This window comes from Rhizobium sp. BR 362 (assembly GCF_036528765.1).
Taxonomy (GTDB): Bacteria; Pseudomonadota; Alphaproteobacteria; order Rhizobiales; family Rhizobiaceae; genus Rhizobium.
Window position 1 is genome coordinate 1 of sequence record NZ_JARWGH010000024.1, and the last position, 14,128, is coordinate 14,128.

General features: G+C 59.4%; 11 protein-coding genes and 4 pseudogenes. 10 read left to right on the forward strand and 5 right to left on the reverse strand.

Going from position 1 to position 14,128, the window contains the following annotated elements:
- Positions 1–119: pseudogene (locus QDY28_RS22615) on the reverse strand (IS110 family transposase); the annotation flags it as partial.
- 107 nt (positions 120–226) lie between these two features.
- On the opposite strand from QDY28_RS22615, the pseudogene QDY28_RS22620 reads away from it, so the two are divergent.
- A pseudogene (locus QDY28_RS22620) lies at positions 227–634 on the forward strand (DinB/UmuC family translesion DNA polymerase); the annotation flags it as partial.
- A 231-nt stretch (positions 635–865) separates the two neighbouring features.
- Here QDY28_RS22620 and QDY28_RS22625 read toward each other — a convergent pair.
- Entirely contained in the window at positions 866–1,546 is a 681-nt protein-coding gene (locus QDY28_RS22625; RefSeq protein ID WP_331383862.1) for a redoxin domain-containing protein, read from the reverse strand.
- 478 nt (positions 1,547–2,024) lie between these two features.
- Here QDY28_RS22625 and QDY28_RS22630 point away from each other — a divergent pair, with 478 nt between their 5' ends.
- Both QDY28_RS22630 and QDY28_RS22635 read left to right on the forward strand, forming a co-directional pair.
- On the forward strand, positions 2,025–2,384 hold the full coding sequence (locus QDY28_RS22630) for a hypothetical protein (RefSeq protein ID WP_331383863.1): 360 nt from the start codon (positions 2,025–2,027) through the stop codon (positions 2,382–2,384).
- 56 nt (positions 2,385–2,440) lie between these two features.
- On the forward strand, positions 2,441–2,758 hold the full coding sequence (locus QDY28_RS22635; protein WP_331383864.1) for a hypothetical protein: 318 nt from the start codon (positions 2,441–2,443) through the stop codon (positions 2,756–2,758).
- 303 nt (positions 2,759–3,061) lie between these two features.
- On the opposite strand, the gene QDY28_RS22640 is transcribed toward QDY28_RS22635, so the two are convergent.
- Positions 3,062–4,771, reverse strand: coding sequence for an HAD-IIB family hydrolase (locus QDY28_RS22640; RefSeq protein ID WP_331383865.1), 1,710 nt, complete (start codon positions 4,769–4,771; stop codon positions 3,062–3,064).
- 327 nt (positions 4,772–5,098) lie between these two features.
- Here QDY28_RS22640 and QDY28_RS22645 point away from each other — a divergent pair.
- From QDY28_RS22645 to QDY28_RS22655, 3 genes and pseudogenes are all read left to right on the forward strand, one after another.
- Positions 5,099–6,312 (forward strand): annotated as a pseudogene (locus QDY28_RS22645) (methyl-accepting chemotaxis protein); the annotation flags it as partial.
- A gap of 287 nt (positions 6,313–6,599) precedes the next feature.
- On the forward strand, positions 6,600–7,193 hold the full coding sequence (locus QDY28_RS22650; protein WP_331383866.1) for an ankyrin repeat domain-containing protein: 594 nt from the start codon (positions 6,600–6,602) through the stop codon (positions 7,191–7,193).
- Positions 7,186–7,710, forward strand: coding sequence for a YHS domain-containing (seleno)protein (locus tag QDY28_RS22655; RefSeq protein ID WP_331383867.1), 525 nt, complete (start codon positions 7,186–7,188; stop codon positions 7,708–7,710). The genes QDY28_RS22650 and QDY28_RS22655 overlap by 8 nt, the downstream gene beginning before the upstream one ends.
- Before the next feature lie 14 nt (positions 7,711–7,724).
- Here QDY28_RS22655 and QDY28_RS22660 read toward each other — a convergent pair whose 3' ends face one another.
- Positions 7,725–9,887 carry an adenylate/guanylate cyclase domain-containing protein gene (locus QDY28_RS22660; RefSeq protein WP_331383868.1) on the reverse strand — a complete coding sequence of 721 codons (2,163 nt, stop codon included), beginning with the start codon at positions 9,885–9,887 and terminating at the stop codon, positions 7,725–7,727.
- A 332-nt stretch (positions 9,888–10,219) separates the two neighbouring features.
- On the opposite strand from QDY28_RS22660, the gene QDY28_RS22665 reads away from it, so the two are divergent.
- From QDY28_RS22665 to QDY28_RS22680, 4 genes and pseudogenes are all read left to right on the forward strand, one after another.
- The gene (locus tag QDY28_RS22665) at positions 10,220–10,858 is read left to right on the forward strand and encodes a DUF1326 domain-containing protein (RefSeq protein ID WP_331383869.1); all 639 of its coding nucleotides are present in this window, start codon (positions 10,220–10,222) and stop codon (positions 10,856–10,858) included.
- A 66-nt stretch (positions 10,859–10,924) separates the two neighbouring features.
- The gene (locus tag QDY28_RS22670) at positions 10,925–11,734 is read left to right on the forward strand and encodes a DUF2182 domain-containing protein (RefSeq protein ID WP_331383870.1); all 810 of its coding nucleotides are present in this window, start codon (positions 10,925–10,927) and stop codon (positions 11,732–11,734) included.
- A gap of 287 nt (positions 11,735–12,021) precedes the next feature.
- Entirely contained in the window at positions 12,022–12,492 is a 471-nt protein-coding gene (locus QDY28_RS22675; protein WP_331383871.1) for a hypothetical protein, read from the forward strand.
- Positions 12,493–12,629: 137 nt separating this feature from the next.
- Positions 12,630–13,076, forward strand: a pseudogene (locus tag QDY28_RS22680) (CYTH domain-containing protein); the annotation flags it as partial.
- Positions 13,077–13,155: 79 nt separating this feature from the next.
- Here the strand turns inward: QDY28_RS22680 and QDY28_RS22685 are convergent.
- On the reverse strand, positions 13,156–14,103 hold the full coding sequence (locus tag QDY28_RS22685; protein ID WP_331383872.1) for a DUF2950 domain-containing protein: 948 nt from the start codon (positions 14,101–14,103) through the stop codon (positions 13,156–13,158).
- Positions 14,104–14,128: the final 25 nt, after the last annotated feature.

Consider the following 14,128-nt stretch of genomic DNA (forward strand, 5'->3'; position numbering starts at 1 on the left):
TCCGAGGAGATGTCGCCGAAAAACCGCACCTCGCCGTTGCGCTCTCCATCGGCAATGGCCACTGAAATCTTCAACTTCGACGTATCCAAGCCGATGAAAATTACGCTATCTTCTTTCATGGTTCGTCCTCGCTTAAGCGTGGGGCTCGGCTCCGGCCTATCCAGAGCAACCCCCGACTTCAGCTTACTGCGGGGGCGGGCCACCTTCACCCCGCGAACATACGGTCTATTTCTACGGCGTTGCCCGCGGCATTGACGAGCGCCAGGTCAAGCCGAACCGCGTGCGCAAATCCGTCGGCGCGGAGGATACGTTCTCTGAGGACCTTTATGCATACGAGCCGGCCCGCCAAGGGTTGCAGCCGCTGATCGAAAAGGTGTGGGCCTACTGCGAGGCCAATGCAATCGGCGCCAAGACGGTGACGCTCAAGGTCAAATATGCCGATTTCAACCAGATCACCCGCAGCAAGACAGTTCCGGAACCTCTGCCCGCAATCACCGATCTCGAAGAGCTGGTTGGCCTGCTGCTGACGCCGATCTTTCCGGCTGCAAAAGGCATACGACTGCTCGGCGTCACCTTATCTTCGCTGGAGCGGCGCGCCTCTGGAACCGAGCCGCAGTTGCGGCTTGCCCTTTAAAGCGCCAGCATTGGCGGGGCAGGAGCGCCTTGGCGCTTGGCCCGGAATGTTCCTGCCGGCAAAGGCCGGGGAATTTGGTCTTCGGGAACGTCCAATAGAGAGAAAACGTCCATGGCAAAGCGATTCTGCGATCGTCCGGATTGCGCCATGACCGGCCCGCACCCGATCTAAGGCGTGTCGTCGCCATCAATCGACATCGCGCAACAACGCTGCCGGACGGTTCGCTGCAAATCAGCGTCCAAGGCTGCCAGCGGCGGCGATGATCTCGGCCGCGGTCGGGAAGATGGAGAGGCTGTTCGGTCCGTCGAGCGCTTCGATTTGTGCCCAGCCGATGGTGCCGTTTGCATTGACCAGGAAGTGCCCGACGAGCTGGGTAGCATGGTTCGCAAAGATCGCATTATCGGCGTCATCAAGCTCGAAATGGTCCTTGGCGTTGAGCACGGTGTTGGCTTCCATCGGGTGCAGCGGTTTCGGAAGCTCGCCCGTCGGGTTGATACGTGCCGCCTGGAACTGCGCCATGGTTGCGCTATAGGGCCAGTCGGGCTGCTCGCAGCTTCCATCGGGCAGGAACTCGGCGTGCGGCACGCCGTAGGCCTGATGCGTGCGGCAGTCCGGGTCACAGAGAAGCGTCACTGGCGTCGGCCGATGGCGGAAATACAAACGGGCACGTTCCACCGGCGTGTTGATAACCGCGACCGTCTCCACCCCGGCGGCGCGCAGGGTCGGCTGTACGCCGGCAAGCTGTTCTAACTGACGCCGGCAGAAGGGGCAGTGCAGCCCGCGAAAGAACCCGATCACGAACGGGCGACCGCTCAAGTCGGCGAAAGAGACTGTTCCGTCAAAGTTGGCCGCCGCTAGTGCGAAGGCGGGGGCGGTTTCTCCTGGTTGCAGCGGGCGTTTTTGGTCTCCCATGGAATAATTCCTTTGTCGTATCGTCTAGGTGGACGACCAAAATTAACTATATCACCGCTCGCACGAAGGCCCAGCGTTCGATGTTGAGATCATTAAATTTGGCTCGACATGTCATTCGATGCTGTCGACAAAATAACTCAGAAGTGGAGAGCACGATGCTCTCAACAAGGCTGTTACGCGCCAAAGCTGCCAAGCTGATGGCCCGCCTTTCGGTGTTGATGCATGCGGCAACCGTGCCGAACGACCACGAGCGGCGGCTTCTTCGCCTTTGTCTCGGCAGAAACAGTTTCATCTTCAGACGACCTGGATTGCTGCCGAACCAACGTGTTGCATTGGGCGTGGCGGCAATCCACCCCACATGCAACAGCTCTGCAGCTCCGTAGGTCTGCCAGCATTAACGGGAATATCCTAGGGAGCCTCCGCGTTCTATGGAACCAATCGCGGCTGATGAAGTTGGTAGGCGAGAGAGGAGCTGAACATGGCAAAGAACAGAATTCCAAAGAAAATAGCGGGGTATAGAGTTCCCAAAGGTCTGCGAAAATCAGCAATCATCAAGGCCTTGCTGGCAAGCGACGTCGGCCGAAGCATCCTCGCGAACGCACTGACAGCGGGAGCCGGGGCTGCCGCTACCGTGCTGATTGAAGATCGCGGTCAAATTGCCGATGCGGCTGGCACGGCGGCAGGAAAGGGGAAGCGGGCCATTAGCCTGGTGTCCACCGCACTGTCGCGCGCGACGGACGCTGCAATGGAAGTAGTGACAAATTCGGCAAGCGACGCACTTCCAAAGAAGTTCCGCAAGGATGCGAAGGTCCCCCCTTCTCGGGGCGCGGTGCACTAAAAGCCGCGCCCTCGCCGGACCGACAGAGTGACGCACACTTTCTCGAGCGCTATGCAGTGGAGCGCTACGCGCGCGGCGGCCTTGACAAGGCGGCCATAGCGGGATTGGTAAAAATGGTCACCCGGTTGGTTCGCAAGCATCCGATGATCGCTGCCGATCTTTTGCTGGCCGGCGCAGGGCGTGCCGGTCACGTCGGATGGCAGCAGATCGCAGACGGACTGAAGCGGCCCAAGAAGACGAAAATCTTACACGCTGTCCCGCTCATTGGTTCGGCAGGGACCGCGGAAGTTGGCGAGGTTCGCCCGCAGGAAGCTGCTCCAGATGCGTTTAACTGCGGGGACTACGGACCGCCCCGGCCGCTTCCGCAAGACTAATCCATCGTGACTCCCATAGCTTTCAGTCACTGCAATCCCGTCAACGCTACAAAATGGACTTCCTGCCAACGCTGCACTCGTTCGCGATGTCGGAACCCGCGATGGCGGCTACGATCGCCCCTCCTTTATCGATCGAACCAGACGTCAAGCTCATCGGCAGAATGAGGAGATCCCGTGATCGAAGACCTTCCGGAGCCCGACTTTGCAGAGCGAGATTCCGAGAAGGCTGCTTTACAGCTTTAGGATAAGGCCGCGACCGACGGCTGTGACTGCGGATGTCCGGCATTCTCGTGGAGCTGTTGATCAATCTTTTTCGGATGCGGGCGCGGTATAGCGGCGGCGGACCGCCTTAGCGACGCGGCGACGGCTTTCATCGGCTGAAAGAGCTCTATCGGCCTCAATCCTGGCGGTCTCATCGGCAAGATCCCGATCACCAATCCTATCTCGAAACCACTTCGAATAATCGCCTGTGCGCCGGTGATGCTCCCAAGTACGCTCGTCAACTCCTTCCGCCATTTGCAGGAACACCATGAGATTTTGGGCCCGCAGGTTCAATTCACCCTTGGGTCCCCTGAAGTAAAAGCTTCGAGTTTCATCCAACCGCCCTTCGACGTATTTCCGCGTATGTCGCTTGTGCGCCTGGCGTGGTTTCTCCACCGTAAGCGCCCGCACCCCGGTGTCATCGGCGCGATTCCAGAACAGCACCTGATGGTCATCGGCTGCGGCCGGTAACGCAGGAGCCTTCTCGGATATGCACGCGCAAAAGCTGTTGATCACCTCGCCCGCTTTCGGTCCGAGAGCAACAACCATAGTGACGGTCCGCAGAACATCTTGAGACACGGCATCGGGATGGACGGTGATCAAGACGACACCGGAAAAATCGTCTGTCAGGGCGAGCGAGGCGCTATTGCGGCTCTCTGGCATCAAATGGTGCGCCTCATCGATGATCAGCCAGTGCGGACGACCCGCTTTGGAGCGCAACGTGGCGAGCTGCGGCATCAGTTCCGCAAAGAAGCCCGGTCTTTCCCGCAGCTCGAAGGCGAGCGTATCCACCACGACATTGGTGAGCGGATTGTCCAACAGCTCCAGCACATGGTCCATCACTGGCGGTGTGGAGGTGTCGCCAACAGTCACCGCCCCCTCCAGGCCTTCGTAGTCACCTTCCGGATCGAAGATACAAAATTGCCAACCCTGCTCCGCCATTCGTTCGGTTAGCGCGGTTGCGAGCGTGGACTTGCCGATGCCTGAGCTTCCGGCAATGAGAACCACGTCATCCGGAAAGGCGGATACCGTCTCCTCACCGTCCTTCCCGAGCGGCAGCGCGTGGCGCAGGCTCGGAGCAAGGCGATAATCCTGTTCGAGCATGGCATCGACGAGTTCGGCGACGCCGCGGCCGCGATCTCCTTTCAGGACCACATCGGCCGTGTCCTTCAACGCATCGAGAGCATTAGCAACGGCTGCGCCGCAACCGCACATCCTTAGCAGCGCGTGATCGTTCTCGGCGTCGCCGACGCCGACCACATTCAGGGGTGAAAGCGCCAACTCCTCCAAGGCGACCTTCAGACCGGCCGCCTTGTTGATGCCGCTTGGCAGAATCATCACTGCGCCTTTGTTGAAGATGATTTCCAGCTCGAGACCCATCTCATTGATGACCTCGAGCGCAGTCACCTGGTGAGGCTCCCAAGTGGCGACGATGGACCGGCCGACCGAAATATCGGCCACTCCCCGCTCCTTCAGCCGTTCAATGAACTCGGCAGGCGGGGCCGGCGCTATCGCCCGCTCCTCCTCCGTTTTCGGATTATACAGCAAGGCTCCGTTTTCCGCGACGATCCGGTCGAAAAGGTCGACGTGCGGGAAAACGCGCTTCAGGTCGGGCAATTCTCGACCTGTTACGAGGATGAGCTTCCGGCCGCTGTCCTTGCATTTTTTCAGGGCCGCAATCGTCGGTTCGTCGACCGCTCCGTGTTCTGCGATCGTTCCGTCGTAGTCGGATGCCAGTGCCATGAAATACATCGATCGTCTCCATGCTATTGCCAAGTTCGGAAGCGCAGGAGTTCAACCGTGATGCGGGAGAGTTGTTCCGGGTAAGTCCTGGTCAAAACCCCATCTCCGACAATCCGGTATTATCGCCGATCTGTCGCCAGCATCAACCTCATCGGGCGCGTCGCTGAGACAGGCATTGGACCGCACCAGCTCATTCCGCCACCAGTATGTCCCATCCCGACATGGTTTGACGGGCAACTCCCTCAAGTTCCGTACGGCTGGCACCGTCTCGTGCCTGAACAGTGAGCGAGCTTGCAGGTAGACGTGCTTTTTACGCCATGTCGAAGTCCGCGTTGCTTTCGCCACCGTCGCGATGAGATCGGTGCGATGGCAGCCGCAGTCGACGTATTCCGGCAAGCAGCACTTACCAACGCCTCGAGCGCGAAGACCATTCGACCCGCCAGCAGCAGGATGCCGAACGGGCGGCGGTGCAGAAGCGCACCGAAAAAGAGGGCGAAGAGTTGCGCTTTGCCTCCGAGCGCCTTGGTGTCGGTCTCAAACATCTGGCCGCCGGCGATCTGGCATTTCAGTTGAACGAGGCATTTGCAGAAAACTTCGAGCCCTTGCGCAACGACTTCAACCAGTCCGTCCGTCAGCTTGGCACGGCCCTCTCGGCGATCGCCGATAGTATCGCCACCATCGACAACGGCACCCGCGAAATCGCCTCCGGTGCCCAGGACCTCGCCAAGCGCACGGAGCAGCAGGCGTCCTCGCTGGAAGAAACGGCTGCGGCTCTCGAAGAGATCACCGTAAATGTCGGCTCCTCGACGAAGCTGACGGATGAGGCTCGCGCGGTTGCCTCCCAAGCCAATTCGAGCGCCCGAATTTCGGCGGAGGTCGTTTCCAAGGCCGAAGAGGCAATGCGGCGGATCGAAGAAAGCTCGCAGCAGATCTCCAACATCATCGGCGTCATCGACGAGATTACCTTCCAGACCAATCTTCTGGCACTCAACGCCGGCGTGGAAGCGGCACGCGCAGGTGATGCGGGCAAGGGCTTCGCGGTCGTTGCGCAAGAGGTGCGTGAACTCGCCCAACGTTCGGCTCAGGCCGCAAGAGAGATCAAGAGCCTGATCCACAATTCATCGACGGAAGTGGAAAGCGGCGTCAAGCTGGTGCACAGCACCGGCGAGGCGTTGAATATTATCGGCGGGTTTATCGGCCAGATCAACAGCCACATGAGCTCGATTGCCGCTTCTGCAAAGGAGCAATCGACCGGGCTCGCTGAGATCAACGCGGCGGTCAATTCGATGGATCAGAGCACGCAGCAGAACGCGGCCATGGTAGAGGAATCGACGGCGGCCGCATCAAGCCTGGCACAGGAGGCGGCAAGACTTCGCGACCTTATCGCCCGCTTCAAGCTCGACGGCACCGTCTCCGCGCCTCGGGCCGCAAGCCATAACAGCGCGCCCGTGGCCTCGCCCGCCCGTGCGCTTGGCCGGAAGCTCGCCGGCGCCTTCGGCGGCCGTGGCGCTGCAACGGCGGCCGCTGCAAAGGAGTGGGAGGAGTTCTGATGGACGACCTGCTGCCATTTACGATCGATCGGTCTGCTCTCATCGATACGCGCGATTTGGAAGCTCCCCACAACATCCAGACAAAGAAACACGCCGGCTATAGATGCGTGACATGTCGCCGAAGAAGCTTTCGACATGTTTCTGCTGGCCTTGAAAGAGTCGGAAATTTGCTCCTTCCATCGCCCCAGAAACGTCGCCAGCGCGCTCGTCGCTGCAGCCGACGTCGGCACTAGGTGGCGTAAATGCCGGCGGCGTGCTATTCTCGCGGAAAATATTAGGGGGAAGCTATGCGCCGGTTTCTTGCATCGGTAGCGTTGTTTTTTTCAGCGACAGTGACGGCCGCTGGCGATCCCTTGTTCGATGCCGTTTCAGCGGGAAATACCGTTGCCGTGGAGCAATTGCTGGCTTCGGGCGCCGGTGTCAACAGCCGCACTCGCGACCAGGCGACACCACTCATCAACGCCGCGCTTGAAAATCAGCTTGCCGTAGCCGAGTTGTTGATCCGCAGAAATGCCGATGTAATGGCACGGAATTCAGGCGGCTTTACACCCCTTCATGCTGCGGCATTTTCGGGCAGCATACCCATCAGCAAGCTGCTCTTGGACCACGGAGCAATTCTCGACGATGCGTCCAACAAAGCGGGTGTTACGCCGCTCATGGTTGCGGGCGAAGAGAACCATGTCCTCCTCGCGGAGTTTTTGCTTGCTAAGGGGGCTGACGTCACCCACGCCGAGGTTCACGGCTACGCGCCGATCACGAGGGCCATGTGGAAAGGCAATGTCGATATCGTCCGTCTGTTCAAGCGACATGGCGTGGCATGTCCTCCGGCCAATGTCCTCGGCGAGGCGGATTACGCTAAGTGCATGGAAATCGATGAATAAACAGGAGGCGGAGATGCACTTTGGAAACGGGGCACAATGCATTGGTCGCTCTTTGGCAATGATCGGTCTGGCTGTCGCAGGCGCTGTCAGTGGATCACCAGCCATGGCCGACGATTCGGTAAACACGGGGTACTTCGGCGGTGTCGCAATCATGGGATACGACACGGTTGCCTACTTTACCGAAGGCAAAGCGACGAAAGGTTCGGAAAAAATCTCCTATGAATGGATGGGGACGCCGTGGCATTTCGCCAATGCCAAACATCGCGAGATGTTTATGAGCGAACCGCTTAAATACGCGCCTCAATACGGCGGCTATTGCGCGGGCGAGGTAAGCAGCGGGTCCGTCACGGTCAACATCGATCCAGAAGCCTTCAAGATTATAGAAGGCAAGCTTTACCTGATGTATGACCAGGCGTATGCGGAGGGGTTCGCAGCCCATCCGGCAGACACCGTGATGAAGGCCGATGCCAAATGGCCGAAAGTCGCGGCCGATCTCAAACTGGATCAGTATCACTGATCACTGAAAAGGCTCTATTGGGCAGGCGAAAAATAGAAGACCTTGGTCGAATTCACGTAAGCATAGCTGGTTTCGTCGGCCGGATTTGCGTGTCTATAGACCGGGCCGCAATCGGGTCGGCCAAATGCGTTTTCACTTTGCTCGCAAAGCAGGTCCCCTTTGACAGAAACCTTCTCGGTCATCATCTGGGATGCGGAGCGGAATGCGGCCTTGCCGTCCGGTTGGACTTGCATGAGCGCAGGGCTTTCGGTCGGCTCGGTCTTTCCCCGCAGAAGTTTACCCATGACGGTGGCCGCGATCTCGGGACCCTTCAACCGATATTGCTCGTCGCCCTGGAAGCCAAACGGCCATTCCGGCAGCCCGGCCTCGCGCAGCGCATCCAAGATAAATGCCAAATCCTCTTCCCTGAAATGGGCATTACCGAGCCGCCAGGCCGCGATGCTTTCGCGCCCACCGAGAAGACGTTCGGCTTCGGCGACAGTCGCTCGAGCCTCATCGATGCGACCGACACGGACATAGGCCATGGCAAGAGGGGTAACGAACTCGCCGTTGCCTTGAGAGCCGTAGCCCGCACGTTTGAAACTGTCGATCGCCCTCTCGTAGTCGCGCTGCAGATAAAAAATCATGCCAGCCGTGTATCGGTCGACAGCGGAGGGATTGGGATCGAACCTGAGTGCCTTCTCGACAGCCGCAGCGGCGTCGGCGTGATTGCCCGAGATCAATTGAACATATGCGGCCGCCATATGGGCTTCGGCATCGGCGGGGCCGAGTGAGACGGCCTTCTGCGCCGAGGCGATCGCCTGCTCGTAACGTCGGTCCACGACCTGCATGATGGCGAGGACCGCATAAGGCGACGGCAATTCGGGATCGAGGGCAAGGGCACGACTTGCCTTGTCGTAGGCTCTTTTTCGCGCCAGGGCGCTCTGGAGGACGTCGTCATATGCGCTTCGCCAGACATAGGCGGTCGCGTGCGCATCGGAGGCGAACGCTTCGGCAAAGCCGCTGTCCAGTGCCTCGGCCCTGTCAAACAGCGCCAATGCCTCCAGCATCAGAGAACGACGCCCCGTACGGGCCGCCTGCTCGGCACGCAGATAATAATCATAGGCCTCGAGATTGGCGGTCGGCGGCCGGGCAATTCGCTCTGCCTCGGATGGGGTCAGTTTCAGACCGAGCGCACTGGCGATCTGGCGGCTCATCAAATCCTGCACGGCAAACACGTCCGTCCCGCTGCGGTCAAACCGATTGGCCCACAGATGATCGCCGCTCTCAGCATCGATCAGTTGCGCGTTGACGCGCATCAGGTCGCCTATTCGCTGCACGCTGCCCTCCACGACAAAGCGCACGCCGAGATCACGGCGTATGTCTGCCAGCACGTGGGGCTTGTTCTTGTAGGCAAAGACGGAATTCTGGGAAATGACATCAAGTTTCGACAGCCTGGTGAGATCGGTAATCAGGTTGTCGGTAATGCCATCGGCGAAATAATCCTGGGCTTGGTCACTCAAGTTGGCGAAGGGTAGCACCGCGATCGATGCGCGTTGTCTATGAGGCCATTGCCATGCGACGAGAGCGGCAGTCGTAGCGATCAATAGCGCCACGAGCGCTAACAGCGCCATACCTCGCGACCTTGCCCGAGGGGCAAAGACGAGTTTGCCAGTGTGGGTTGGGTCGAGCAGAACGCGATAGACGCGAACCGGGTCCGCGATGTTTTTCAGCCGATGCTCGCCGAGCGCCGAGAAGCCGACATCGACCTTATGCGCGACCTGGTCGAATGCCGTCCCGGATATGAAAATTCCGCCAGGTTCGGCAATTCCCTGCAGACGGGCGGCTATGTTGACGCCGTCGCCATAGATATCATCGCCTTCGACAATAATGTCGCCGAGATTGATCCCGATGCGAAACCGAATGCGCTGATCCTCGGAAACCCCCTGGTCTCTGCTGGACATCCTTCTCTGGACTACGGCCGCGCATTGAACCGCGTCCACAACACTGGCAAACTCGACCAGTGCGCCGTCACCCATGAGCTTGATGATGCGGCCATGGTGCTCCGCGATGGCGGAATCGACCACCTCCCGACGGCAGGCCTTCAACCGCTCAAGCGTGCCACCCTCATCCACTCCCATGAGACGACTATAGCCTACCACGTCAGCGGAAAGTATCGCGGCGAGACGCCTCTCCATTTCTCTGCCCACCCTTTCGATACAGGGAGCTGAGCATCTTACCACGACCGAGGGCACACTGGCACCGGACCCCGGGTCTTATGGCTCAATTTGCCCGCGCTTCTTCTTCTCCGAGACGACAGAACGCTCCGCGACGAATGATCGAGGCGCAGCGGCTCTGTCCGACAGGCGGGGCTAGCATTTGGCGGCTGGGTTCTGTTGAGAGCAGTTGCTGGGCGCAAACGGTGACGTCTGGCCAGGCGGCCAGTCTATCAGCGAAGGACCAACGAACTGCTGGATTGTGACCCGGCACCGACGTATAGTCTGGTTCTGAATTTCGGGGAGGGACGGCCATGAATGCAGTGCCTCAATGGCGACTCGCAGGCGACTGGTTCGACATCTGTAGCTGCGACATCCCCTGCCCTTGCGAGTTCGCACAACGGCCAACAGGTAATCACTGCCAAGGCGTGCTCGCCTGGCATGTGCGCGAGGGTCAATATGGCGCCGTGAAGCTAGACGGCCTGACGCTCGTGGCAGTCGGCGAGTTCGAAGGCAATCTCTGGGCTGGCGAGGCAAACGCCGTGATGGGCATGTACATCGACGAGAAGGCGAACGAGCGGCAGCGTGAAGCCCTGCAGGCGATCTTCGGCGGCCAGGCCGGCGGCTGGCCGGCGGGCTTTGCAGCCAATATCGGCGAGATACGGGGCATGGAGTTCGTGCCGATCAGTTTTGAGGTAGCGGGCGACCTCGCCACCTGGCGAGTCGAAATCCCCGGCCGCGTTCTCGGGCGCGCAGAAGCGCTTTCTGGCCCAACCACCCCCCCCGGCAAGCGGGTGCAAACGATCAACGCACCGGGCTCGGAGGTTGGCCCGGGCCAGGTTGCCACCTGGGGGCGCTCCGTAGAAGTGAGCACCAAGGGCTTCGGGCTCGACTGGACGGGCACGGCCCGCTCGAGCAAGCACATTCCGTTCGACTGGACCGGCCCGAACTAAGGTGGCATGGCGTTGGCTGACGCGTTCCCCAAGAAATGGTGGCGTTTCACTCGGAATCTCCGGGGCATGCCGCTGGGTCTCCTTGCATCGCTCGCTGTGCTGACAGCGGCGGCATGGGCGCTCAGCCTCTATCAGACCCTTAGCATGGACATGCCTATGGGCATCACCGTGCGCGGTGGGATGCAGGATATGGAAGGGATGGCCGGCATGGCTATGGGCGGAATCGCCGCCGACGGCTGGTCAGTTGCCGGCGCCGCCATCTTTGTCGCTGTGTGGACTGTGATGATGGCGGCTATGATGCTGCCTGCCGCAGCGCCCATGATATTTATGTTCGCGACGGCACAGGCGAGACGCGAACAGCATGTGGCCATCCCGACGTGGATCTTCGTCGCGGGCTACATGCTCGTATGGGCGGCGGCAGGCCTCCTCGTGTATGCCCTGGTCCAGTTCGGCAGCGAGTTTGCGGCGAGCCTCGATCCGCCTCAGCGGTCGAAATGGGCGCCGCTCGCGCTCGGTGCTACGCTTGGTGTAGCCGGGCTCTACCAGTTCACGAGCCTCAAGCACATTTGCCTGAGCCATTGCCGTTCACCGCTCGCTTTCATTGCGCAGCACTGGCGCGACGGCCGGGTTGGCGCCCTTGAGATGGGGCTGCGCCACGGCGTCTACTGCTTTGGGTGCTGCTGGGCGCTATTTGCCGTGCTGGTTGCGGCCGGCGTCATGAGCGTCGCCTGGATGCTACTTCTGACGCTGGCCATCTTCGTCGAGAAGCTGCTGCCGCGTGGCCGCCGCTTCGAAGGCGCTTTGGGCATTACGCTAGTGGCTCTCGGGATCGTTATGTCGCTCGGGGCGATTGAGATGCCTTGGGTGAGCAGTTAGGGGCATTTCCCGCGCCAAGACCGCGCGCTTCTCGATCGATAAGGTGGTCGAGACGACCATGCCAAAAAGCTAATGGTCGGATATTGAGAAACGATGCGATGCCAAAACCGTTGTTTTTGTCGCCGATTGCCTTCCGCGATAATCACTAACAAGCGCCGACCCCAATCCGCAGCCAGCATTTCAGCGACCTTGGTATCCTACAGTAAGTTACCAGCAATCCACCGTATCTTACTACGAGGCCTCGCTTGCCTGTTCTATGATCCTTCAAAACGGTGGAGGGTAATGTCATGACTGAAGAGGAAAAATCGGAACCCCGTCCTTCGATGATCAGTGCGGAAGAACTGCGTAAGCGTGCGCTTGAACTGCAACTCGTGGAGATGCAACGCGACGAGAAGATTAGAGCGCGCGAGGCCGAAAAACATGCGGAGTTTGTCCTGGAATTTTTCGAAAAACATATCAGCGACAAGGAGCGGGACATCATTCGCCGCGTGGTGATGAAATCCGTTGCCGATGGCAAGGTCGAAGCGTTGATCTACAGTTTCCCTTCCGACTTCTGCACGGACGGCGGTCGCGCCATCAACAGCCATCGCTCCGATTGGCCTTCAACCCTCCAAGGAAAAGCCAAGGAACTGTACGAGCTCTTCAATGAAGTCGCCCGTCCGCAAGGCTACGGCCTTACCGCTGCGGTCATCAACTTCCCCGGGGGCATGCCCGGCGATATCGGCTTCTTCCTGAATTGGGAAGCGCCGGTCGTCTGATCACACTGAAATCGGCAGTTCGATGGACTCGGCGGTCGAAAGGGCGGCTTCTCAGTGCGTTTTGCATACGGCAAGCGCGGCTGAATTTGCCGCCAGGGTCACCGATGCGGACATCGATGAGGGCACGGGGGCAAATCATGAGGACAAGAGAGATCGAGCGGAGGTTTCTGGTCCGAAACGACAAGTGGCGAAGCAGAGCGACGGCGGCAAGCGAATTGCGCCAAGGCTATCTTATGTGCGATGCCGGCAAGTCGGTCCGCGTGCGCTTGGTAGACGGGCAAGCGGCTTTCCTAGCCATCAAATTCAGGCGACACGGGATTGTCCGCGATGAGTTCGAGTATGCCATTCCACTTTCGGAGGCGGAAGAACTGCTTCAACGCACATCCGGTATGGTTATTGAGAAGTCTCGCTATAGAGTGCCCGCCGGCAAATTTGTCTGGGAAATCGATGTTTTCCACGGCGCGAATTCCGGCCTGACGATTGCCGAGATCGAGATGTCCAGTGAGACGGATCGGCCAGCGCTGCCGCGTTGGGTTGGAATGGAGATCACCGGGGATAGCCGATATTCCAATCGGACCCTTGCGATGGCGATCCTCAATGCGCAGGCACCGTCTCGCCTCTTCGGCTCCAAGAGGACGGTGCTTCCCGATGAGGTATCTGTCTCTATTCGCCGACAGTCGTCCAGTTGTGGTCTGGATTGAACTCTTTGATGGACCGCGCAATCTCCGCCGTATTCTCGCCGAGGTCCCGTTCGTAGATCACACTCTGGTCGCTGATCATGAACGTCTGCACCCCCGTTTCTCGATACTTCACCGGCCAAGCGATGAGCGCAAAGCCGTCGGTCATGTTGCCGTTGACGATGTAACTATGCTGGCCCCCGAAGACGTTCGGGCCCTGGCTCGTCAGGATACGATACCGGTAACCAAAATAGCCTTCACCCTTCAGCGCCCGTCCGAATGCCGCATTTTCGATGAGACTGCTGGCGGGGCTTTCGTCCTCATCGGTCTCGGCCATCCAGTAGAGTCCGTTCTTTTGCCCCTCGTCGCTAATCAGTACCTGAGCGTACTCGTAGACGCCGTCGCCGTCTCTGTCTTCGCTGGCGTAAACGCGCTGCGCCTGCACATAGTCATGCATCGTCTGGATGGTCTGCAACTCATTTTCGCCGATGCGCCGGTTGAGAATTTCTTCCAGGCCCGCTTTCGTATCAAATGCCCATTTGCCGTCCTCCCGTTTCACCAAGGGAAACGGCAGCGGCCAAAGCCTGTCTCCGATCAAGACGATCTTGCGATCCTGATTATCCTGCAGGGCGACCTGATTGGCCGCACCTTCCTTGATGAGACCGAGCGCGGTCATGGCTTCCTCGCTCGCCTTCAGCTTGGCCCCATCAAGTCCCAACAACTGCGCCAGACCGTCGACATCGTTTGAGGACAGCGCCGTTTTGAAGCGATCGACGGCATCCGGCGGCTGATCGAACTCAGGCGACTTGCTGTGTGAGGCAAAACCCGCAAGCCTTTGCCGGTCCTGTGCCTCGCTGACGTGCCAGTTTGATAAGACAGCAACCGAAGCCGCAAATATCAATGTGGGCAACTGCATTTTGGGCATCGTTCTCATCGCCTGCCTCCCGAAAAATATTGCG